We start from the raw sequence: 20,668 nt of genomic DNA, 5'->3' as shown, positions 1-20,668 counted from the left end.
CAGCGTCCAGACCAGCGGTCGAATTGGACGCTAGGTCACCGCCCGGGCAGGCTATCGGCCAGTTCTTGGATCTGCTCGGCGCTGACCGCTGCGGCGTGCCGTCCCATCACGGCGTCGTACACGTCGATCAGCTGTCCGAGATCCTTGACCATGCGGCGGGCACGAGCTGGTTCGCTGCCGCAGTCGGCGCGGCACTCACCGGATGCCGCGACCTTGTGCGCGATGACCAGCGCACTGAGTGCATAGGCTTCGCCTGCCCCGAGCTGCGGGGAGAGCGCGAAGGGAAACAGTCGTGCCATACGGGAGTGGAAGTCGATGTGAGAGGCATCCAAATCGCCAGCATGGAGGGGGAATTGCATCGCGGCGGTGAAGGCGCCGTGGACGTCGTCCGTCGAACCCTCACGACCGATCCACGACTCAGCGCGCGCAATCGCGGCGTTGACCCGGGTTCTACCGACCGGCTCCAGGAGCGCCACTACTTGCCTTGTCTGGGTGAGCCGCAGGTGTGCACGCAGGTCGGGGGAGTCGTCGGTCGTACCGAACAATCGTCCGATCAGCGGAACGAGTCGCGAGCGGTCGCTGTCGCGCAGTAGATCGTTGACGGTCCGGGCTTCATGTGCGAGCAACTCGTGCGTGCATTCAGGGCGGTCACTCCACTCCTCGCCGGCGAGCAGGGAGACATATTCCATGACACAGGCTTCGCCGTGCTCGGCATCGTGCGATCCGGCTGACAGCGTCGGCAGGAAATCGGGAGCGCTCATGCCCCTATTGTCTCGCGCTGCGGCCGAGACGGCGAGTGATTCAGTCGATCAGGAGCGCGGCGACAGTCGCGCCGAGCTCATATGCGGCGTCGAGATCGTCCTGACTGACGTCACCCATGACTTCGAGTATCGGTGCGGCCTGGACCCAGGGGAGTGCGCCGACGATCGACTGCACTGACCGCACGGCCCCGGTCGTGTCATACCGGCCGTGCACCCACAGACCGAACGGCTTCTTGCCTCCGCTGCCGCTGCCTGCCGAGCCGTCATCGGACAACGCCCCGCCGAGGTCCAGAAAGAATGAGTCGAAGAAGTGCTTCAGCGCACCGCTCATGTACCCGAAATTCGCTGATGTGCCGAGGAGGAATCCGTCGGCCGCCAGAGCATCGTCGCGGGTCACGTCGAGTGCTGGACGCACGATCGCTTCGACGTCGTCGATCGCGTCATCACGCGCGCCGGCCTCGACGGCTTCGGTCAGCGCCTGGGTCGATGCGGTGGGCGAGTGGTGCACGATCAGCAATCGGGCCATGCTCCGACGTTATCAATGAGCCCGACCCCGGAAGGACAGAATTTCACCCCTTACACGCTGCGAGTTTGGGTGGATGTGACTACCATCACCTATGGAGTTCGCGACAGTCGCTCAAGCGATTCTCGGCAATATCGAGAAGGTCATCGACGGGAAACCAGAGGCCGCTGAGGCTGCCCTGGTGGTGCTGCTCGCCGAAGGGCATCTGTTGATCGAGGACGTTCCCGGCGTCGGCAAGACAGCCCTGGCCAAGGCACTTGGACGCTCGGTGAGCTGTTCGGTGCGACGTATCCAGTTCACCCCCGATCTGTTGCCGTCCGATATCACCGGAGTCGCGGTCTACAACCAGAGCGATCGTGAGTTCGAGTTCAAACCCGGTGCGGTCTTCGCCAATATCGTGATCGGCGACGAGATCAACCGCGCGTCCCCCAAGACCCAGTCCGCGCTCCTGGAGGCGATGGAGGAACGGCAGGTCACGGTCGACGGCACGACGTACCCGCTGGCGAGCCCGTTCACAGTCGTCGCGACGCAGAATCCGTTCGAGATGGAAGGCACATACGCCCTCCCAGAGGCGCAGCGCGATCGCTTCATGGCCCGCATCTCGATGGGCTATCCCGATCCTGCAGCCGAACTCGCGATGCTCAGAGGCCGCGATTCCGACAACCCGTTCAACGGTCTCGAAGCGGTCGCGTCGATCGACGACATCCAGCACATGATCCAGACCGCGCGAGCGGTCTACGTCTCACCCTCGGTCGAGCAGTACACCGTCGATATCGCGCAGGCGACCCGCGTCGACACCGAACTGCGTCTCGGTGCGAGCCCACGGGCAACGCTCCAGCTCATCCGCGCGGCGAAAGCCCGTGCAGCGGTTCAGGGTCGCGACTTCGTCCTGCCAGACGATATCGACGTGCTGGCATCCTTCGTTCTCCCGCACCGACTGATCCCGATGCGAGGCGTCGCCTCAGTGGCCGCCGTCGTCGAACGCATCGTGGCGGAGACACCGGTTCCGGCTGGCGCGGTCCAGCCGGGTTGACATGAACACCGAAGGCCGCTGGCGCACAGCAGCGAGCTCCCTGGTTCTGACCGGTCGGGGCATGGGATTCCTGGCCGGTTCATTGGTGAGCCTGCTCCTTGCGCCGATGCTCTCGCTGCCGGCCATGTTGTACGTTACGGGCCTCTTGCTGGCGCTCGTGGTGTTGAACGCACTGTTCGTCTTCGTGGGTCATTCGAAGGTGCGAATCGAGCGATCGTTCTCGCCGCAGACCGTGCAGCCGGGCACCTTGTCGCGCGCCACGATTCGCATCACGAATCTTTCTGTGGTGCCGTGTCTGGAGGCGCGCTGGGAAGATCGGCTGCCGCGAGGGATCTCGGGGGACGCGAGCGGACGGCTGCCCGCATTGGGCGGTAGCCGCAGCGCCGCATCGCAGGTCGTGTTCTCGTACGACCTGCAGGGTCTGCAGCGAGGACGCCATGACATCGGCCCGGTGCAGGTCGACGTCCAGGATCCGTTCGGGCTCGTGTATCGCCGCCACAGCTTCGGTGCGACCGCGGCGCTGACGGTGCTGCCGCGCGTCGTCGAGCTGCCGCCGATCAGGCCGCGGGGATCCAGCGAGGACGGTGCGACCCGGCCAGCGCCCCACAACGTCGGGGTCGGGGATGACGACGTCATAGCGCGGACCTATCTCCCAGGTGATGCGCTCAAACGGATCCACTGGAAGGCAACGGCCCATCGGGCCGAATTGATGGTTCGCCAGGAGGAACAGCAGATCACGCCCCGAGCAGCTGTGTGGCTCGACGCCGAGCCGAGGAGTCAGGGCACGGCACGTGACGGGTCGGGACAGTGGGAGTATTCGCCGGCCTGGGAATGGAGCGTCGTCGCCGCCGCCTCGATCACCGGTCACCTCGTCAAGGCCGGGTACGTCGTTTCGGTGCGGTCCAATGGCCAGGGCATCGACCGTTTCATTGCCGACGGCCATGACGCGCTCGAGGATGTCATGGTCGATTTTGCTGTCGTGACACCGGACCCACACGACCATGACGACACGGCGGAGGCAGAACGGACGACGTTCGCGGTGCTCGGACGTCTGGACCTGCCTCGGGCGCAACATTGGATCGCAACGCTGTCGGCGTCTCGAGCGATCATGGCGTTCGTCGCCCGGGGCACCCGCGACGATGTGCTCGATCTGCTGCACGGCGCACGCTGGAATGTCGTCGTCTACGCTCCGAACGACGATATTGCAGATCGTTGGACCCACTTCGATCAGGCCCAAGCCCATGCTGCGCCCTGATCCCCATCGTGGAGGGACGCCCCGCACGGCCGTCGAGACCTGGATCGATCACGCGATCGTCGTGGTCGCGCTACTGGTCTTGATGGCCGGTTTCGGCACTGTCGTGGAAGGCTCCGACTGGCGGGTGACCACGGCACTCGTGACGGTCATGACCGCTGCGACCTGCGCGATGCTGCACGGGATCGGGCTTCGGTTCGTGGCACCCATCGCAGTCGTGGCCGAGTTCCTCGCGATCACCTGGATTTTCGTGCCGGAGACCTTGCTCGTGGTCCTTCCGACGAGTCAGACCTTCGCCCGGCTGGGCGATCTCGTGGGCACGGCGCGCGACGTCATCATCGAGGAGCGCGCTCCGGTGGCGGCGGGCAAACCCATCGTGCTGCTTGTCGCGGCATCGTTCGGTCTCCTGGTGATCGTGGCCGACGCTTTGCTCCAGCGGGCCCACGCCGCATCGCTGGTCGGCGTTCTCCTGCTCGCGGTCTTCGCGACGCCGGCGATGATCTCCGGTGAGACTCCGCAGGTCTGGCTCTTCGTGGTCGTCGCTGGACTGTGGCTGGTGTTGCTCCGCTCCCGCACCGCCACGACGAGTCTGTTGAGTCGTACCGCCGTGCCGGCGGCGATGGTCGGCGCGGCGGCGCTCGTGGCATCGATCGCCTTGGTGTCGGTGTCGCCCGATGTGAGTGCGGTGGCCTCCTCGTGGGGTAAGCCGCCACCAGCCGTGTTCGGCCGTGGCATCAACCCGATGCTCGAACTGGGACAGAACCTTCGACGCAATTCGTCCGCACAGGCATTGACCTACACGACGTCACTCGACGAGCCGCAGTATCTGAAAGTGGCGACTCTGCGTGACTTCACGGGCAAGACCTGGCGTCCTGCACGTGGCAGTCGGCTCGATCCCCTGGAGGGACAGCTGGCGATCTCCAGCGAGGTCGACGTCGAACCCGTCGTCACGACCATCACGATCAAGCGACTGCGCAGTCCGATGCTTCCAGTGCCTTATCCGGCTGTCGGGACGGTGTCGGGTCTTGACGGCGAGTGGTTCTTCCAGCGGCCCGGCCTGACGTTGACCTCGAGCAATCAGGACTCGCGGGGCCAGACCTACACCGTGCCGAGCCTCGACATCCGCCCAGAGGCAGAACTCCTGAGGGGGCTGAACGCACATATCGGACCTATATTCGATCCGTATCTGCAGTTGCCTGACGATATGGACCCGATCATCGCCGAAACGGCCGAGGAGGTCACGGCTGACGCCGACAACGACTATGACCGAGTGCTGGCATTGCAGAGCTGGTTCCGTTCAGGCGGTGGGTTCTCCTACTCGGAGACCGCGCCGGTCGCCGACGACTACGAGGGCAACGGGGTCGACGTCATCGCCAAGTTCCTCGAGGTCAAGGCGGGTTACTGCGTCCACTTCTCGTCGGCCATGGCAGTCATGGCCCGGACCCTTGATATTCCGTCGCGGATCGCGGTCGGCTATGCGCCAGGGACACGGATCGGGGTCAAGAACGGCGAGACCGAATACGAGGCGACGTCGGACGATCTACATGCCTGGACCGAGATCTTCTTCCAAGGGGTCGGCTGGATCCGGTTCGACCCCACCACGAGCATCGGCGATGCGACCAGGTTCCGCGAGCCTGCCGCCGACCTCGCAGGTGACACGTCGGACGACACGTCCACTCCGCAGCGGCAACAGGACCGCAGCCAGGCCAATCAGATCGACAGCGGTGCAGCATCGACGGTCGCCGAGCCCCAGACGTCATCGCGTACCGCCTGGACAACGATCGTCGCCCTGTTCCTCCTCGGCGTCGTGCCCTGGCTCATCCGGATACTTCGACGACGCTGGCGAATCCGTCGTGGACGACAAGCGGTCGGCCCGCTGTGGCGGGAACTGGAGGATACGGCCCACGACTTCGGCATCCAGGCGTCGGCAGCCGACACTCCCAGAGGATTCGCCGGACGTCTTCGCGATCACCCGAAGATCGACGGAGCCTCGCTCGACTCGCTTCTGCAACGTGTTGAGCTGACCCGCTTCGGTCGTGGCCGGGCGCCGGACGGCGATGGGGTCCTCGACCTGCTTGCCGTCCTGAAGTCGATCCGTGCGGGCGCGAGCCGCAGGCAACGGCTCGTGGCGACGCTGCTGCCGCGGTCGCTGGCCGGACGGCCCACGGTCCTGCGGCTCAACAACGTTGAGGTCACGACTGCGGGTTAGCCTGGCGACATGACTTCCGATGACATGGACGGTGTGCTGATCGGGGGCCGTGAGGAGCGTGAGATCGTCATGGCCGAGCATGATCCGCGCTGGGCGGCGCGGTACGAGTCTGAGCGCGGCCGCATCGTTGCAGCCCTCGGCGACCGGGTTCTGCGGATCGACCACATTGGTTCCACGAGCGTGCCGGGTCTCGCGGCCAAACCGATCGTCGACATCGATCTCAGCGTTGCAGACCCTGACGACGAGGCGGCCTACGTCCCAGATCTCGAGCGCGCGGGGTACGTCCTGCGTGTCCGCGAGCCGGGGCACCGGATGCTGCGCACTCCAGAACGCGATGTCCACGTGCATGTCTGCCCGCTCGGCAGCGACTGGGAGCAACGACACCTGGTTTTCCGTGATCGGCTACGCGACAACCCCGACGACCGCCAGCTCTACGAGAACGTCAAGCGTTCGCTGGCCGGGCGCACGTGGAGCGATATGAACGACTACGCCGATGCGAAGTCCGACGTCATCGCCCAGATCATGAGTCGCGCTCTGGCATAGGGGCGGTTCCATCACCGAATGGCCGCCCGCCCAGTGTTTCGCGGCCGTGAGGTGTGAGCCAGACGTCTTCCTGCGGTCCTTTCGGGACGATCTGCGTGGGATTCACGTCGGTGTGCACGACGTAGTAGTGCTGCTTGATCTGATCGAAGTCGATCGTCTCGCCGAAGCCCGGCGTCTGGAACAGATCACGCGCATAGGCCCACAGCACCGGCATCTCGGCCAGCTTGTTGCGGTTGCACTTGAAATGCCCGTGATAGACCGCATCGAATCTGGCCAGCGTCGTGAAGAGTCGAACGTCTGCTTCGGTGATCTGATCGCCCATGAGGAAACGCCGGTCGGCCAGCCACTCCTCCAGCCAGTCCATCGCGTCCCACAGCCGGTCGTACGCCTCTTCGTAGTCCTTCTGGGTGCCGGCGAAACCGCAGCGGTAGACACCGTTGTTGACCTCGGTGAAGATCCGTTTCATGACGACTTCCATCTCGTCGCGCAGATCGGCCGGCCACAGATCGGGTGCGCCCTCACGATGGAACTCGGTCCATTCCGTGGCGAAGTCGTGGGTGATCCAGGGGAAGTCGTTCGTCACGACCTGGCCGCTGGGAACGTCGACGATCGCCGGGACCGTGATGCCACGGGGATAGTCGGGGAACCGCTTGAAATACGCCTCCTGGATGCGCTCGATGCCGAGAACCGGATCGCGTCCGCCCGGATCGAGGTCGAACGTCCAGCTGCGCGCATCGTGGGTCGGACCGCAGTAGCCGATCGAGATCGCGTCCTCGAGACCGAGCAGCCGGCGGACGATGATGGATCGGTTGGCCCACGGGCAGGCTCTCGCGACGATCAGGCGATACCGTCCCGGCTCGACGGGCCAGCCATCTCGGCCGTCCTTCGTGATCCGATCCGGTATGTAGTTCATGTCCCGGTCGAAGCCCTTGCTCGGCTCGACGTACGATCCCATGCTTGCGTCGGTCGTCATGCTGATATCCTATTGACGTGAAGCAATTCCGCTCGCTCCTTCTTTGCCGCGTCGAGGTCCCCTAGGTCGGACCCCTCGGCGCGGAGTTTGTCACGTCCCGGCCGCTTGAACAGCCCAGACAAACACCCCGAGGAGCACGATGAGCACGTACGTCAACACCCCCCAGCAGCCCAGCGGAATGGCTTTCGGTCGCTATGCGCCGTTCGTTCCTGTAGAGCTGCCCGACCGCACCTGGCCCAGCAAATCGATCACGAAGGCGCCGCGTTGGTGCGCGGTCGACCTGCGTGACGGCAACCAGGCCTTGATCGATCCCATGACGCCGGCCCGCAAGCTGGCGATGTTCCAGCTGCTCGTGCGCATGGGCTACAAGGAGATCGAGGTCGGCTTCCCGAGCGCGAGCCAGACCGACTTCGACTTCGTCCGTCAGCTGATCGAGGGCGACCTGATCCCCGACGACGTCGTGATCCAGGTGCTGACGCAGTGCCGCGAACCGCTGATCGACCGCACTTTCGAGTCGCTGGTCGGCGCCAAGCAGGCCATCGTCCACTTCTACAACTCCACCTCGACGCTGCAGCGTCGCGTGGTGTTCGGCCTCGACAAGGACGGCATCACCGACATCGCGACGCAGGGTGCGCGGCTGTGCATGAAGTATCACGAGATCCACGCGGCTGACACCAAGATCTTCTACGAATACTCGCCCGAGTCCTACACGGGCACCGAGCTCGACTACGCGCTGGAGGTCTGCAGCGCTGTCATCGACGTCATCAACCCGACGCCTGACTGGCCGTTGATCATCAACCTGCCGGCGACCGTCGAGATGGCGGTGCCCAATGTCTATGCCGACTCGATCGAGTGGATGCATCGCAATCTGCCGCGCCGCGACAGCATCGTGCTGTCGCTGCACCCGCACAACGACCGCGGGACGGGCGTCGCAGCCGCCGAGCTGGGCTACATGGCCGGTGCCGACCGCATCGAGGGTTGTCTGTTCGGCAACGGCGAGCGCACCGGCAACGTGTGTCTGGTGACGCTGGGTCTGAACATCTTCAGCCAGGGCATCGATCCCCAGATCGACTTCCGCGGCATCGACGAGATCCGACGCACGGTCGAGTACTGCAATGAGCTGCCTGTTCCCGAGCGCCATCCCTACGGTGGCGATCTGGTCTACACCGCGTTCAGCGGATCCCACCAGGACGCGATCAAGAAGGGCTTCGAGCACATGGCGATCGATGCGGCCGCTGCCGGCACGACCGTCGACGAAGCTCCGTGGGCGGTTCCGTACCTGCCGATCGATCCCAAGGACGTCGGACGCTCGTATGAGGCGGTTATCCGGGTCAACAGCCAGTCCGGCAAGGGCGGCGTCGCGTACATCTTGAAGAACGACCACCAGCTCGACCTGCCGCGTCGTCTGCAGATCGAGTTCAGCCAGGTCGTCCAGGCGCTGACCGAGGGTGAGGCCGGTGAGATCGAGCCGAACGAGATCTGGTCGGCGTTCGAGCGTGAGTACCTGACCCGCGAGGAGCCCTACGTTCTGACGAGCTTCAGCTCGACGACATCCCCTGATGGCAGCGACGAGCAGATCGTCGAGATGCAGGTGCGTGGTCAGGCGCAGCAGTTCAAGGGCGCCGGCAACGGTCCGGTCGCCGCTTTCGTCGACAGTCTGCGCCAGGCCGGCGCCGACATCCGTCTGCTCGACTACTCCGAGCACGCCTTGGCTCCCGGCACTGAGGGCGCCACGACCCGGGCAGCTGCCTATGTCGAGTGTGACGTCGCCGGTGAGACGGTGTGGGGAGTGGGGATCCACGAGAACATCGTGACCGCCTCGCTGCGTGCGGTCGTGTCTGCGGCGAATCGAGCAGAGGCCCAGACGATCCCGGTCTGACCGACCTGAGCGACCTGAACGGGGTATGAGGGTTTGCGGTAGCCACGGCTACCGCAAACCCTCATTTCGTGTTGGTGCAGATTGCAGTTTGGTGTACCGGCCAGCCGGTACACCAAACGGGATCTGGTCAGGTTAGGCTTGATGTGACGCCGGTCACCCACCGGCGCGCATTGACAGCCCGGCGTAACCCGCCGGGTCACAAGGAGGATCGATGGCTCGCAAGATCAATCAGGTCGCAGTGTTCGGTCTCGGCAAGGTCGGCGAACTTGTTGCCGTCATGCTGGGGGAGTCCGGGTTCAAAGTCGTCGGCTACGACGCGGCACCCCGCCCCGACCTGGAGTTCGAGGTCAAACCGCTCGACGTGCAGGATGCCGCCGGACTGCGCGAGTCATTGCGCGGCGTCGATGCGGTTGTCTCGTGCCTGCCGTATCACCTCAATATCGATGTGGCCGAGGCCGCGCACGCCGCCGGCACGCATTACTTCGATCTGACCGAAGACGTGCCGACGACCAACCGGGTCATCGAGTTGGCTGCCGATTCGCCGCGCTCGGTCTTCGCGCCGCAGTGTGGCCTCGCGCCGGGCCTGATCGGCATCATCGGCGCTTCGATCGCCAAGACCTTCGACGAGATCCGATCCATCGAGCTCAAGGTCGGCGCACTGCCGCAGAACCCCACGGGTCTGCTGGGTTACGCCATCAACTGGTCGCCCGAGGGAGTCGTCAACGAGTACCTCAATGACTGCGAAGTCTTGCGTCAGGGACACCGCCAGATGGTCCCGGCGATGACCGAGAAGGAACGCGTCTTCATCGGCGGCATCGAGCTGGAGGCCGCGCTGACCTCAGGCGGGCTCGGCACGATGTGCGAGACATATGAGGGCAGCGTGCGCCGGCTCGACTACAAGACATTGCGCTACCCCGGTCATTTCGACCAGATGCACTTCCTGTTCGACGAGCTCAACCTGCGCGAACAGCGGGATCTGGTCGGCCAGATGCTCGTCGACTCCAAGCCGCCGGTCAATGACGACGTGGTCTACATCCATGCCGCCGTCGAAGGCGTCAAATCCGGCATGCCGTTCCGGCAGAACCACGTGCGCGCCTACAAGCCGATCGATATCTCAGGCCGTACATGGCGCGCCATTTCGTGGACGACGGCAGCATCTGCGGTCAGCGTCGTCGAACTCGTCGCCGATGGGCTCCTGCCCGATTCGGGATTCATCAAGCAGGAGGACATCACGCTGGACGCCCTGTTCTCGACGCAGGCCGGACGGCAGTTCGAGGAGCAAGGCAAGGTCTGAAAATGTCGGTGGCCTGAGTCAAAGTGGAGATATGAGCAAACAGATTCAGGTCACCTTCGACTGTTCCGACCCTGGCGCGCTCGCGACGTTCTGGGCCGATGCGCTGGGATACCAGCTTCAAGACCCTCCGCAGGGTTTCGACTCATGGGAGGCTGCGCTCGAGGCGATGGGGGTTCCCGAGAGCGAGTGGAATTCCAGATCGGCGATCCTGCCCGTCGAGGGCAGCGGTCCGCGGATCTTCTTCCAGCGGGTGCCCGAGGGCAAGACGGTCAAGAACCGGGTCCACCTCGATGTGCGGGCGACATCGGGCCTGCAGGGGGAGGAGCGCATGGCCGCACTCGAAGCCGAGGCCGACCGGTTGGAGGGCGCCGGGGCGACTCGTGCGTATCGGGTCGAGCCGAATCCGCCCATGGAGTTCGGCAACATCACGATGCATGATCCTGAGGGAAATGAGTTCTGCCTCGACTGACGGTGCGTCCGTACAGGCGCTGCCGGGCGTGGGAAGTGCCGAATCGTCGGTCCCGCACGGCACAATGGAGGTGTGAGTCTTTACCGCGACACCGGCATCGTGCTGCGGGTGCACAAGCTGGGCGAGGCCGACCGCATCATCACGCTGCTGACCAGGCAGCGCGGTATCGTCCGCGCAGTTGCCAAGGGTGTCCGCAAGACCACATCACGCTTCGGCGGACGACTCGAGCCGTTCATGCACGTCGATCTGCAGTTGGCCGAAGGGCGCTCGCTCGACATCATCACCCAGGCCGAGACCGTCAATGCCTTCTCCAAGAGCCTCGGTTCGAACTATGCGGCCTACACCGCCGGAACCGCGATGCTGGAGACCGCCGAGCGACTGGTGCAAGAGGATGGCGAACCCGCCATCGCGCAGTTCCAGCTGCTGACCGGTGCGCTGCGGGCGTTGACCGAGGGACGCATGACTCCGAGTTTGATTCTCGATTCCTATCAGCTGAGAGCGTTGTCGATCGCCGGATACGCTCCGACGTTCGACGGTTGCGCGCGCTGTGGCGAAGAGGGCCCGCACCGCAACTTCCATGCAGCTTCGGGCGGCATGCTGTGTGACGACTGCCGGGTCGCCGGGTGCGCGGCGCCATCGCCGTTCACCGTGACGCTGCTGGCCGGACTGCTGTGCGGGGACTGGGCGACCGTAGAGACATCGGATGACCGCTCCCGCCGTGAGGCAAGCGGTATGGTCAGCGCCTATCTGTCGTGGCATCTCGAGCGTGGTCTGCGTTCCCTGACCCACGTCGACCGATGACGGGCCGCCAGCTGAGCCCGAGGACCCCTCGGCCGCATCCGTCCGGAGCTGTGCCGCCGAGCATCCCGGCCGCGCAGGTTCCGCATCACGTCGCAATCGTCATGGACGGTAATGGCCGCTGGGCCAAACAACGAGGTCTGCCGCGCACTGCCGGCCACGAGATGGGCGAGGCGGCCCTGTTCGATGTGGTCGAGGGTGCCATCGAGATCGGCGTCAAGGCGGTTTCGGCCTATGCGTTCTCCACCGAGAACTGGAAGCGGTCGCCCGATGAGGTGCGGTTCCTGATGGGGTTCAACCGCGATGTGATCCGCCGGCGCCGCGATGCGATGCACGAGCTGGGCGTCCGGGTGCGCTGGGCCGGACGCCGTCCCCGACTGTGGCGCAGTGTCATCAAGGAACTTGAGGAAGCCGAAGAGCTGACTCGTGACAATGACGTCCTGACCCTCACGATGTGCGTCAACTACGGTGGCCGGGCCGAGATCGCCGACGCCGCCGCGGCGCTCGCGCACGATGTCGCCGCCGGCCGGGTCAAGCCTGACAAGGTCACCGAGAAGGTCTTCGCCCGCTATCTCGACGAACCCGATATGCACGATGTCGACTTGTTCTGGCGCACATCGGGCGAGCAGCGCACCAGCAACTTCCTGCTATGGCAGTCGGCGTACGCCGAGATGGTCTTCAGTGACATCGCCTGGCCCGATGTCGACCGCCGCGCCCTCTGGGCGGCGATCGAGACCTATGCCGAGCGCAATCGTCGCTACGGCAGCGCCTGAGCAGTAGCCAGCGACCAGGTGGTCGAACCGTCCACGAGATCCTGGATCGTGGAACGGAACCCCGGGCAGCGGGTCACGTCGTGGGCTTCGCATTCGAATGCGTGCTGTGTCATCTCCCGCGAGAGGCGCATCTCGTCCATACGTCGGTCGAGCTCGGCCAGGTGCTCCTGAAGGATCCGGTGCCGATCCGGGCCGCGGTCATCATCGAGCAGCACCGCGATCTGTTCCAGGCTCATCCCGGCGGCCTTGCTGCGCAGGATCACCGCGATCCGCACGATGTCGTTGTCGCCGTACATCCGGCGTCCGGCACTGTCTCGGACAGGGATCAGCAGGCCGCAGTCCTCCCAGTGCCGAAGGACGTGCGTTGCCAATCCGAATCTGGCCGCGGTGTCGCCGATGGACCTCAGATTTGACTTCATGTTGACATGAACTCACATCATGATGGTCAACGCAACCAGCGCACAAGAATGGCAAGGGAGATCACCATGAACGCGATCAGCTCAGTCGACACCATCGTCATCGGCGGAGGACCAGCAGGACTGCAGGCCGCTCTCACTTTGGGACGCATGCGCCACACGGTGCTGCTCGTCGATTCGGGCGATTACCGCAACGGCACGGTCGAGCACGCCCACAATCTGATTACCCACGACGGTCGGTCCCCGGACGAGATCCGGGAACTGGCCCGCAAGGACGTTGCGGCGTACCCGACCGTCGAGCTGCGGACCGGGCGGGTCGATTCCGTGACCGTTGACGGCCGCGACTTCACTGCGGTTGTCGACGGCGAGATCGTGCAGGCTCGTACTGTGGTGCTCGCCACCGGAATGCGTGATCTGTTGCCCGACGTCCCGGGACTCCAGGAGATCTGGGGTGTCGAGGCGGCACAGTGCCCGTTCTGCCACGGCTACGAGGTCGCCGATCAACCCATCGCGATATTGGGCACCAACAGCCACCTCGGAATGTATGCCAGCATGTTGGGCCGCGTCAGCCGAGATCTCGCTGTGCTGACCGATGGTGCCGAGGTCGACGACGAGAACGCCGCGATCCTGGCTGGACTCGGCGCCCGGATCATTTCGGCGCCGGTGCTGGGGGTCGAGCGGATCGATCGCGGCGTGAGCGTCGCACTCGACGGCGTCGATGCGGTCGAGGTCGCAGGAGTCTTCGTGGCGTCCGCGACATTCGAGCAGTCGGCGCCGTTTGCCCAACAGCTGGGGCTCGCGCTGCTGCCGTCCGGCGCCATCGAGGTCGACGTGATGGGCGCCACGAGTGTTCCCGGTGTCTACGCTGCCGGTGATCTCGCGCACGTCGCAGCACTGCCGATGCCGATGCCGTCGCTCGCGACGGCCACGGCGGCCGGTTTGGTCGCCGGTTCGTCGTGCGTCAGGGACTTGCTGGGCAGGCGATAGCCGGGCACCCGGGCTCGCGCTGACGTTCCAGCTGCCATGAGATCGTCGCGCAACCCAGCGCTGCGGCGGTCAATCCGAGAGCGAACCACAGCGGGGCGATGAATCCGAGCCCGGCAGAAATCGCGAGACCGCCGATCCAGGGTCCGATCGCATTGCCGACGTTGAAGGCCGAGACGTTGACGGCCGCCGCGAGGGTGGGCGCATCCGCGGCGAGCTTGAAGACGCGTGCATTGATCGCCGACGCGATCGAAAAGGCCGCGACGCCGAACACGAAGACGCCGCCGACCACGAGCGTGGGGGAGTGCGCGACTGCGGCCAGCGCCACCAATGAGGTCGCCATCGCGAACAGCGAGATGAAGATGTTGGTGAGCGCCGAGCGATCGGCGAATCGGCCGCCAATCGAGATGCCGATCAACGTCCCCACTCCGAACACCAGGAGCACGACGGGCACCTGTGAGGAGGGGAGTCCGGCGACGTCGGTCAACAGCGGGGCGAGGTAGGAGAAGGCGCAGAACACGGCGGCTTGATACATCGTGGTCGTTGCCAGCGCCGCCCAGAGCCGGGATTGGCGAAACACCGCGAGCTCGGCCTGCACGCGCTCCCGCAGGGGAGTGCGTGCATCCTCTGCGCCCGTCTCGGGCACGAACAGCGCCGTGGCGATCGTCGCTATCAGGGTTGCGACGGCGACGGCGGCAAATGCCGACTGCCAGCCGAGGCGGTCGCCGATCCAGGTTCCGGCCGGCACGCCCAGCACATTGGCCAGGGTCAGACCGCCGAGGACGATCGCCAGGGCGCGGGCAGTGGATCCGGCCGGCGAGACGGTCACCGCGGTGACAGCGCCGACCGCCCAGAACGTGGCACAGGCCAATGCCGCCACGACCCGCGTCGCGAGGAGCAGGAGGTAGTCGTCGGCCAGTGCTCCGACCACATGAGCTGCGCCGAACACGAGGCAAGCGGCGATGAGGGTCAGACGCCGAGGCAGGCGCAGCGTCAGGAGAGCCATGACCGGGGCACCGGCGAGCATCCCTATCGCGAAAGCGCTGATCAGTCCGCCCGCCGACGGGATCGAGACGTCGAGGTCTGTGGCCATGTCGGGCAGGAGACCGGCGAGCATGAACTCGGACGTGCCGAGGCAGAAGATCGTGAGTGCGATGACGTAGACAGAGATCGGCAGTCGGGTGCGCGTCGTCATAGCAGCGCCATCAGAGAGTCGACATCGCGTCGTTGATCCTCGCGTGAGGGCCGGATCCGGGTACGGACCTGGAGGCCGTCCAGCATCGCGTGCACGACGCGGGCGAGGCCTGCGGCCGAGGCCTGGGAGGAGATCGAGCCATCTGCCTGACCGCGACCGATGACAGCTGTCAGCATCGCGTCGTAGGCCTGGGCATTGGTTTCGAGTGCGGTGCGGATCTCGGCGTCGTCGGTGCCTTCGTCGAGGCACGCATTGATCCCGAAGCAGGCTCGGCGGTCGGGATCGCTCCACTGTTCGGCGAGTACGGTTTCGATGATCCGCTCGAGCAGGGCGCGGCCGTCGTCCTCGGCCTCCAGCAGCGCGATGCGTTGTGCCTGCTTCATCTCGGCGTAACGGCCGATCGCCATCAGATACAGATCGCGCTTGCTTCCGAATGTGTTGTAGAGGCTGCTGCGTGACAGTCCGGTCGAGCGACACAGCTCGTCGGTCGAGGTGGCCGAATACGTCGAACTCCAGAAATCTTCGACAACCGCATCGGCAACTGTGTCGGGATCGAACTCGCGGGGTCTGGCCATGCCAGCACGCTAACACATTCTGAACTGATCGTTCCAAAACTGTGCCTGCGGCTGGGAGGCCGCCGGAGCGATACCCTGGTGATCTATGCGTATAGCCAGGTTTGCCGGGGACGACGATCCCCGTTTCGGAGTCATAGGGGACGACAACGGCGTCCCCACCATCGCCGTGCTGAACGGTGATCCGCTGTACGCGGGTCTCCACCTCAGCGGCCAGAAGATCCCGCTCGCAGATGTGCGGCTGCTCGCGCCGGTCATCCCGCGCAGCAAAGTCGTGTGCGTGGGCAAGAACTACGCCGCTCACGCCGCCGAGATGGGCGGCTCGGTTCCCCAGGAGCCACTGATCTTCCTCAAGCCGAACACTTCGGTGATCGGGCCCGGCGAGCCGATCTTCTACCCCGAGCAGAGCAATGACGTGCACTTCGAGGGCGAGCTCGCGGTGGTGATCGGACGTATCTGTCGCGATATCTCCGTCGAAGACGCCCCCAAGGTCATCTTCGGTTACACGATCGCCAACGACGTCACCGCGCGCGACCTGCAGGCCAAGGACGGCCAGTGGGCCCGCGCGAAGGGCTTCGACACGTTCTGTCCCCTCGGGCCGTGGATCGAGACCGATTTCGATCCCTCGAACGTCCGGGTCACGACCCGGCTCGGCGACGATGTAAAACAGGACGGGCAGACGTCCGACATGGTCTTCGACGTGCCGGCGATCATCGCCTACGTCTCATCCTTCATGACCTTGCTGCCCGGCGATGTCATCCTCACCGGCACCCCAGAGGGTGTCGGTCCCATGCAGGTCGGCGACCAGGTCAGTGTGACCGTCGAAGGCCTCGGTACCCTCACGAACTCGGTGGTTTCCCGCAATGACTGACGCTCCGACTCGTCCCGTAGTCGCTCGTTTCTGCCCCAGCCCGACCGGCAACCCGCACGTGGGGATGGCCCGTACGGCGTTGTTCAGCTGGGCGTTCGCCCGTCACCACGGTGGCAAGTTCGTCTTCCGTATCGAAGACACCGACACCTCGCGTGACAACGAGGAGTCGTACCACCTGCTCGTCGAAGTCATGCGCTGGTTGGGCCTCGACTGGGACGAAGGCCCGGAGGTCGGCGGGCCCCACGGTCCGTACCGTCAATCAGAGCGGATGGGCATCTACGCCGACGTCGCACAGCAGCTGCTCGACGCGGGATTCGCCTATAAGGCCTACGACTCCGCCGAAGAGCTCGAGGCTCGCCGCAACGCCGCCCGCGCGGCAGGCAAGCCCAGCGGGTACGACGGATTGCACCGTGACCTCACGGACGAGCAGATCGCGGCGTACGAGGCTGAGGGGCGGGAGCCTGTCATCCGGTTCAAGATGCCCGACAAGGACTACACGTTCAATGACCTGGTGCGCGGTGAGATCACGTTCGGGTCCGAGAACGTCCAGGACTACGTTCTGGTGCGCGCCAACGGCCAACCGCTGTACACGCTGACGAACCCCACCGATGACGCCATGATGGGCATCACCCACGTGCTGCGCGGCGAGGACCTGCTGAGCTCCACCCCGCGCCAGATCGCGTTGTACGAAGCCTTCGCCCAGATCGGCATCGGGGGAGGCTTCACTCCCGAGTTCGGCCACCTGCCGTTCGTCATGGGTGAGGGCAATCGCAAACTCTCCAAGCGCGATCCTGAGTCGAATCTGCTCGACTACAAACCCAAGGGCTTCCTGCCCGAGGCGCTGCTCAACTACATGGCGCTGCTCGGCTGGTCGATCGCCGACGACCGTGACGTCTTCTCGATCCCCGAGATGGTCGAGGTGTTCGAAATCGGCCGGGTCAACCCCAACCCGGCGCGATTCGATATCAAGAAGGCCGAGGCCATCAACGGCTCCCACGTGCGCCTGCTGTCGGAGAATGACCTCCGAGATCGTCTGGTGCCGTACTTCCAGGACGCGGGGCTCATCGATGCGGAGCCGACCGAGACGCAGCTCGGAGTCCTCGCCGCCGCGACCCCGCTAGTGCACGAACGCATGACGCTCCTCACTGAGGCTGTCGACATGTTGCGGTTCCTGTTCGTCAGCGATGCCGACTTCGCGGTCGACGAGGCGGATGCGGCCAAGAACCTCAACGAGGCAGGCCTCGAGGTCGCCAAGGTCGCCCGCGACGCGCTCGACGCGATCCCGGGGAGGGCCGAGTGGACGACCGCGACGATCGAAGGAGCGCTCAGGTCGTCGCTCATCGACGGTCTGGGACTGAAGCCGCGGTTGGCGTTCGGGCCGGTTCGGGTTGCGGTGACGGGAAGTCGCATCTCCCCACCGCTGTTCGAGTCGCTCGAACTGCTGGGACATCGCAAGACCATCGCACGTCTGGATGCCGCACTGGGATGAACCCCGGTTTGGGTGCTGCGGACCTGGTCGGGTAATGTTTGGTCTCGGTTCGGACCTCGTCCGCAGCCTTTGGGATATGGTGTAATTGGCAACACAGCGGTTTCTGGTACCGCCATTCTAGGTTCGAGTCCTAGTATCCCAGCGAGACCCCGCCAGATAGCTTCTACGGAGAATTTGGTAGGGTACTCAAGGCCGAAAGGCTGCAAGAAGCGCCATGGCCCCGTTGTGTAGCGGCCTAGCACGCCGCCCTCTCAAGGCGGTAGCGCGGGTTCGAATCCCGTCGGGGCTACCATGGAAAAAGACCCTCTGATCTGCGGAAACGCAAGGTCGGAGGGTCTTTTGCTGTCACCCGCTGGTCAAGATCACGAGCTGCTGGGTCGCACGGGTCATCGCGACATAGCGGTCAACCGCCCCTTCGATCCCATCGCCGAACTCGTCGGGGTCGACCAGGATCACGAGGTCGAACTCCAGCCCCTTCGCGAGTTGCGGCGTCAGGGAGTTGACGCGCTCGGTCGGCGCGAACTCCGGCGCACCGATGACGCAGGCAGTTCCTTCGGAGTGGACGCCGAGCCAGGTCTCCAGGTGCGATGACAGTTCGGCGGTGACGCCGTGCTTGACGGCGATGCCGCTCCTGCGGATCGACGTCGGCGCATTGGCGTCAGGGAGCACCGTGCGAATCGCCGGTTCGGCCTCTGCCATGACCTCGGCCGGGGTGCGGTAGTTGATGTTCAGCGAGGCGACCGTGATCTGATCGAGGCCGATCCGCTCGAGCCGATCGGTCCATGATTCGGTGAAACCGTGCCGTGCTTGCGCACGGTCGCCGACAATCGTGAAGCTTCTCGCCGGGCATCGCATCAGGAGCATCTGCCATTGCGCATCGGTCAGTTCCTGGGCTTCGTCGACGATGATGTGGGCGAACGGTCCGCCCAGATCGTCACGAGGCGTCCCGGGGAGTGCCTCGTCGTCGACCAAGGCGCTCATCAGATCCTCATGGCGAAGCATCGTCACGAGACCGACCCCGTACGCGTCGCCATCGGCCTGGACCAACTCGTCGATGACCCGATCCATCTGACGGCGTTCGTCAGCACTCACCGCGGCCTGCTTGCGGGTGCGCAGCGAAGCTCCTGAGTCGCCCAGCAGGTGCCGCGTGGTGTCGAGCAGGGGCAGGTCCGATTCGGTCCACGACCGGGGGTCCTCGCGTTGTAGTGCCAGGACCTCGTCCTGGCTGAGCCACGGAGCGCAGCGTCGCAGATATGCGGGAACCGACCAGAGATCCGCGATGAGTTCGGGTGCCTCGATCTTCGTCCAAGCGCGGTCGAGAGTCTCGCGCAGATCGTGATCCGCGGCCAGTGAAGCCCTGATGTCGTCGACATCCTCCTCACCGTCGTATCTGTCGATCAGGATCGTGATCAGTTCGTCCCAGATCGCGTCAGGTGCCTCGTTGTGCGGGGTGCCCGGATCGGGGGCCTGGAAGGCTTCGGCCCAGTCGTCCGCGCTCAGCCAGACCTCCGATGATCCGATCTCGACCCACATGCCTTCGCTCGGCGGCTCCTCCCAGAACCGCACCGCGGCCTCGATGGCCTCGACCCATCGGGCCGAGGATTTCAGGTGAGCGATGTCGGGGTCCGACTCGATCGTCGCCGCCGAACCTTCGGCGATCAGATCATGCAGGATGCACGTCTGTACGCCGTCCTCGCCGAGGCTCGGCAGAATGTCCGCGACGTACACCAGATAGGGGCGGTGCGGCCCGACGAACAACACCGCACCGCGGCGTTGGTTGAGTCGCGGATCCGCGTGCAGCAGATATGCCGCTCGGTGCAATGCGACAACCGTCTTTCCGGTACCAGGACCTCCGTCGACGACGAGGGTGCCACGCGATGACGCTCTGATGATGGCATCCTGGTCGGCCTGGATCGTGCCGAGCACATCTCGCATCTGTGCGGAACGCTCGGTGCCGAGGCTTGCGATGAACGCCGACTGATCGTCGAGGGCGGCGTGCCCGGAGGCATTTTCGAGGTCGAAGACCTCATCCCAGTAGTCGGTGATCCGTCCATGGGTCCACCGATACCGGCGGCGACTCGACAGGCCCATGGGACGGGCATGCGTCGCGCCGAAGAACGGTTCGGCGGCGGGGGAGCGCCAGTCGACGAGGAGACGCCCGCCGTCGTTGTCCGAGAGGCCCAGTCGGCCGACGTAGATGTTGTCGCCGGTCGTCGTGACCATACGGCCGAGGCACAGGTCGAGCCCGAACCGGCGCAGCGTCCGCAGGCGGGCAGTCAGACGGTGGATTTCGAGGTCGCGGTCCATGGCTTCTTGGCCGATGCCTCCGGGCGTCCTACGGGTCGTGTCGAGGCGCGCGGAGAGTTCTTCGATCGTCTGCTCGAGCGTCGTGGCGACAGCGTTCAAGTGCCGCTCGTCGTCGGCGATCAGAGCCGGGTTCGCCTTGGCCGCAAGGCGGACCGGCAAGTTGAATGCGCGGTGTTCGGAGTGCATCTGGCGCCTCACTGAATCGTCGGTCTATGGCCTGGGCCGACCATTCTGAGGCACCCCTGGGGGCTTGCGGCAAGCCCCCGTCTGCGTTATACCTTGAGAAAGGAAGGGGGTGAGCACTCCACTTTCCGTCGACCAAGTGAA

19 protein-coding genes and 2 tRNA genes are annotated in these 20,668 nt (G+C 65.0%); 14 read left to right on the top strand and 7 right to left on the bottom strand.

The features are described from left to right. Positions 1-35 precede the first annotated feature (35 nt). Together ACXJKC_RS08885 and ACXJKC_RS08880 are read right to left on the bottom strand one after the other, a co-directional pair. Complete coding sequence (locus ACXJKC_RS08885; protein ID WP_456696341.1) at positions 36-761, bottom strand: hypothetical protein; 726 nt, start codon at positions 759-761, stop codon at positions 36-38. 40 nt (positions 762-801) lie between these two features. Continuing rightward, on the bottom strand, positions 802-1,287 hold the full coding sequence (locus ACXJKC_RS08880) for a flavodoxin family protein (RefSeq protein ID WP_456696340.1): 486 nt from the start codon (positions 1,285-1,287) through the stop codon (positions 802-804). 91 nt (positions 1,288-1,378) lie between these two features. On the opposite strand from ACXJKC_RS08880, the gene ACXJKC_RS08875 reads away from it, so the two are divergent. Genes ACXJKC_RS08875 through ACXJKC_RS08860 form a run of 4 tightly spaced genes read left to right on the top strand, consistent with a single transcriptional unit; the run spans position 1,379 to position 6,321 of the window. Then, positions 1,379-2,317, top strand: coding sequence for an AAA family ATPase (locus ACXJKC_RS08875; RefSeq protein WP_456696339.1), 939 nt, complete (start codon positions 1,379-1,381; stop codon positions 2,315-2,317). Between the two features lies 1 nt (position 2,318). Continuing rightward, positions 2,319-3,572 carry a DUF58 domain-containing protein gene (locus ACXJKC_RS08870; protein ID WP_456696338.1) on the top strand — a complete coding sequence of 418 codons (1,254 nt, stop codon included), beginning with the start codon at positions 2,319-2,321 and terminating at the stop codon, positions 3,570-3,572. Continuing rightward, positions 3,559-5,778, top strand: coding sequence for a transglutaminase TgpA family protein (locus tag ACXJKC_RS08865; RefSeq protein WP_456696337.1), 2,220 nt, complete (start codon positions 3,559-3,561; stop codon positions 5,776-5,778). The genes ACXJKC_RS08870 and ACXJKC_RS08865 overlap by 14 nt, the downstream gene beginning before the upstream one ends. 9 nt (positions 5,779-5,787) lie before the next feature. Beyond that, positions 5,788-6,321 (top strand): GrpB family protein, encoded by a 534-nt coding sequence (locus tag ACXJKC_RS08860; RefSeq protein ID WP_456696336.1) that lies wholly within the window; start codon positions 5,788-5,790, stop codon positions 6,319-6,321. On the opposite strand, the gene ACXJKC_RS08855 is transcribed toward ACXJKC_RS08860, so the two are convergent. After that, positions 6,299-7,294 (bottom strand): glutathione S-transferase family protein, encoded by a 996-nt coding sequence (locus tag ACXJKC_RS08855; protein WP_456696335.1) that lies wholly within the window; start codon positions 7,292-7,294, stop codon positions 6,299-6,301. The two genes, ACXJKC_RS08860 and ACXJKC_RS08855, sit on opposite strands and share 23 nt — an antisense overlap. Positions 7,295-7,433: 139 nt before the next feature. Here ACXJKC_RS08855 and leuA point away from each other — a divergent pair, with 139 nt between their 5' ends. From leuA to ACXJKC_RS08830, 5 genes are all read left to right on the top strand, one after another. Further along, on the top strand, positions 7,434-9,173 hold the full coding sequence (gene leuA, locus ACXJKC_RS08850; RefSeq protein WP_456696334.1) for a 2-isopropylmalate synthase: 1,740 nt from the start codon (positions 7,434-7,436) through the stop codon (positions 9,171-9,173). Positions 9,174-9,384: 211 nt separating this feature from the next. After that, positions 9,385-10,467, top strand: coding sequence for a saccharopine dehydrogenase C-terminal domain-containing protein (locus ACXJKC_RS08845; protein WP_456696333.1), 1,083 nt, complete (start codon positions 9,385-9,387; stop codon positions 10,465-10,467). A 31-nt stretch (positions 10,468-10,498) separates the two neighbouring features. Further along, positions 10,499-10,936 carry a VOC family protein gene (locus ACXJKC_RS08840; RefSeq protein ID WP_456696332.1) on the top strand — a complete coding sequence of 146 codons (438 nt, stop codon included), beginning with the start codon at positions 10,499-10,501 and terminating at the stop codon, positions 10,934-10,936. Between the two features lie 72 nt (positions 10,937-11,008). Then, the gene (gene recO / locus ACXJKC_RS08835) at positions 11,009-11,737 is read left to right on the top strand and encodes a DNA repair protein RecO (RefSeq protein WP_456696331.1); all 729 of its coding nucleotides are present in this window, start codon (positions 11,009-11,011) and stop codon (positions 11,735-11,737) included. After that, entirely contained in the window at positions 11,734-12,507 is a 774-nt protein-coding gene (locus tag ACXJKC_RS08830) for an isoprenyl transferase (RefSeq protein ID WP_456696330.1), read from the top strand. Before recO ends, ACXJKC_RS08830 begins: the two co-directional genes overlap by 4 nt. Here ACXJKC_RS08830 and ACXJKC_RS08825 read toward each other — a convergent pair. Beyond that, on the bottom strand, positions 12,492-12,926 hold the full coding sequence (locus ACXJKC_RS08825; protein ID WP_456696329.1) for a helix-turn-helix domain-containing protein: 435 nt from the start codon (positions 12,924-12,926) through the stop codon (positions 12,492-12,494). The genes ACXJKC_RS08830 and ACXJKC_RS08825 overlap by 16 nt on opposite strands. A 66-nt stretch (positions 12,927-12,992) precedes the next feature. Here ACXJKC_RS08825 and ACXJKC_RS08820 point away from each other — a divergent pair, with 66 nt between their 5' ends. After that, complete coding sequence (locus ACXJKC_RS08820) at positions 12,993-13,910, top strand: NAD(P)/FAD-dependent oxidoreductase (protein ID WP_456696328.1); 918 nt, start codon at positions 12,993-12,995, stop codon at positions 13,908-13,910. Here the strand turns inward: ACXJKC_RS08820 and ACXJKC_RS08815 are convergent. Both ACXJKC_RS08815 and ACXJKC_RS08810 read right to left on the bottom strand, forming a co-directional pair. Further along, positions 13,885-15,102, bottom strand: coding sequence for a Cmx/CmrA family chloramphenicol efflux MFS transporter (locus tag ACXJKC_RS08815; protein WP_456696327.1), 1,218 nt, complete (start codon positions 15,100-15,102; stop codon positions 13,885-13,887). The genes ACXJKC_RS08820 and ACXJKC_RS08815 overlap by 26 nt on opposite strands. Continuing rightward, entirely contained in the window at positions 15,099-15,677 is a 579-nt protein-coding gene (locus ACXJKC_RS08810) for a TetR/AcrR family transcriptional regulator (protein ID WP_456696326.1), read from the bottom strand. Before ACXJKC_RS08810 ends, ACXJKC_RS08815 begins: the two co-directional genes overlap by 4 nt. An 85-nt stretch (positions 15,678-15,762) precedes the next feature. On the opposite strand from ACXJKC_RS08810, the gene ACXJKC_RS08805 reads away from it, so the two are divergent. From ACXJKC_RS08805 to ACXJKC_RS08790, 4 genes are all read left to right on the top strand, one after another. Further along, positions 15,763-16,545 carry a fumarylacetoacetate hydrolase family protein gene (locus ACXJKC_RS08805; RefSeq protein WP_456696325.1) on the top strand — a complete coding sequence of 261 codons (783 nt, stop codon included), beginning with the start codon at positions 15,763-15,765 and terminating at the stop codon, positions 16,543-16,545. Next, positions 16,538-18,034, top strand: coding sequence for a glutamate--tRNA ligase (gene gltX / locus ACXJKC_RS08800; protein ID WP_456696324.1), 1,497 nt, complete (start codon positions 16,538-16,540; stop codon positions 18,032-18,034). The genes ACXJKC_RS08805 and gltX overlap by 8 nt, the downstream gene beginning before the upstream one ends. A gap of 70 nt (positions 18,035-18,104) precedes the next feature. Beyond that, positions 18,105-18,176: transfer RNA gene (locus ACXJKC_RS08795), tRNA-Gln, on the top strand. Positions 18,177-18,250: 74 nt separating this feature from the next. Further along, positions 18,251-18,326: transfer RNA gene (locus ACXJKC_RS08790), tRNA-Glu, on the top strand. A gap of 53 nt (positions 18,327-18,379) precedes the next feature. On the opposite strand, the gene helR is transcribed toward ACXJKC_RS08790, so the two are convergent. Continuing rightward, positions 18,380-20,527: an RNA polymerase recycling motor ATPase HelR gene (gene helR / locus ACXJKC_RS08785; protein ID WP_456696323.1), complete on the bottom strand. Its 2,148-nt coding sequence runs from the start codon at positions 20,525-20,527 to the stop codon at positions 18,380-18,382. Positions 20,528-20,668: the final 141 nt, after the last annotated feature.

Source organism: Aeromicrobium sp. P5_D10, assembly GCF_054049535.1.
The sequence above is the reverse complement of the archived record's forward strand: the minus strand, read 5'-3'. Positions and strand labels throughout refer to the sequence as shown.